2 protein-coding genes are annotated in these 1,481 nt (G+C 45.4%); both read right to left on the bottom strand.

Features of this window, described 5'->3' with window-relative positions; genetic code table 11:
* On the bottom strand, positions 1-861 hold an 861-nt coding region (locus ACFVSH_RS26555; RefSeq protein WP_387708809.1), incomplete at its 3' end, for an alpha-ketoacid dehydrogenase subunit beta.
* A 12-nt stretch (positions 862-873) separates the two neighbouring features.
* The coding region (locus tag ACFVSH_RS26550) for a thiamine pyrophosphate-dependent dehydrogenase E1 component subunit alpha (RefSeq protein WP_387708807.1) at positions 874-1,481 on the bottom strand (608 nt) is incomplete at its 5' end.

The raw sequence follows: 1,481 nt of genomic DNA, 5'->3' as shown, positions 1-1,481 counted from the left end.
GGCATCGAGATCGAAGAGGCAGTTTTCTGCAATGATCGCCGATACTTCACTGATGATGCTTCCTTCCTTATTATCTTCAGTAACCAATAGGACTTTTCCTGTTTTAGATGCAGCTTCCATAATGGCTTCTTGATCTAATGGATAAACGGTTCGTAAATCAAGTATATGCACGGATATGCCATCACTGGCCAGCCTTTCAGCTGCCTGGAGCGCAAAATGAACACAAAGGCCGTAAGTAATCACTGTAACGTCATCGCCTTCACGTTTTACATCCGCTTTACCAATCGGTAAAACATAATCATCATTCGGAACTTCTTCTTTAATAAGGCGATAGGCACGTTTATGTTCAAAGAAAAGGACCGGATCTTCATCGCGAATAGCTGCTTTCAATAAACCTTTCACGTCGTATGGTGTAGAGGGCATGACAATTTTAAGTCCCGGTTGATTGGCAAAAATGGCTTCAACGGATTGTGAATGGTATAACGCCCCATGTACACCCCCGCCGTATGGAGCTCTGATGACGATAGGGCAATGCCAGTCATTATTGGAGCGATAACGGATTTTTGCAGCTTCCGAAATGATTTGGTTGATTGCGGGCATGATAAAATCAGCGAATTGCATTTCCGCAATCGGCCTCATCCCATACATGGCCGCGCCGATGCCGACTCCTGCGATTGCGGATTCAGCAAGCGGGGTATCAATGACACGCTGTTCCCCGAATTGTTCGTATAACCCTGATGTCGCTTTAAACACACCGCCCTTTACCCCTACGTCCTCACCTAATACAAATACACGGGGATCACGTTCCATTTCTTCCCGCATCGCCATTATCACGGCATCTATATAAGATATCACTGCCATCTTCTTTCCTCCTTACTTACCTGCGTAAACGTAATTTGAGAGCGTGTCTTCATTTGCAAATGGAGCATTTTCCGCATAATCCGTCGCTTCGTTCACAACTTCCATTATTTCCTCGTTCATTTGTTTCTCCATTTGATTATCCATGATTCCAGCTTCTTTTAAATAGGCACCGAAAGTGATGATCGAATCTATTTTTTTGGCCTCCGACACTTCATCAGACGACCTGTATTGACTATCATCATCATCGCTTGAGTGTGGCGTTAGCCTGTATGAAACCGTTTCGATTAAGCTTGGTCCTTCACCACGCCTGCCTCTATCGGCCGCTTCTTTCACCACCCGGTATACTTCGATCGGGTCATTTCCATCCACTGTCACCCCTGGCATGCCATAACCAATGGCCCGGTCTGACACTTTCCCGCAAGCCAATTGCTTTTCAATCGGTACGGAAATGGCATACTGATTATTCTCGCACATCAAGATAACCGGAAGTTTATGTACACCTGCGAAATTCGCTCCTTCATGGAAATCGCCTTGGTTTGATGAGCCCTCTCCGAATGTAACGAATGAAACAATATCTTTTCCTTCCATTTTTCCAGCGAGTGCAATCCCCACTGCATGTG

The sequence above is a fragment of the Peribacillus sp. NPDC058002 genome (assembly GCF_042886655.1).
Lineage (GTDB): Bacteria > Bacillota > Bacilli > Bacillales > DSM-1321 > Peribacillus > Peribacillus aracenensis.
This window is presented reverse-complemented; position numbering and strand designations above follow the sequence as displayed.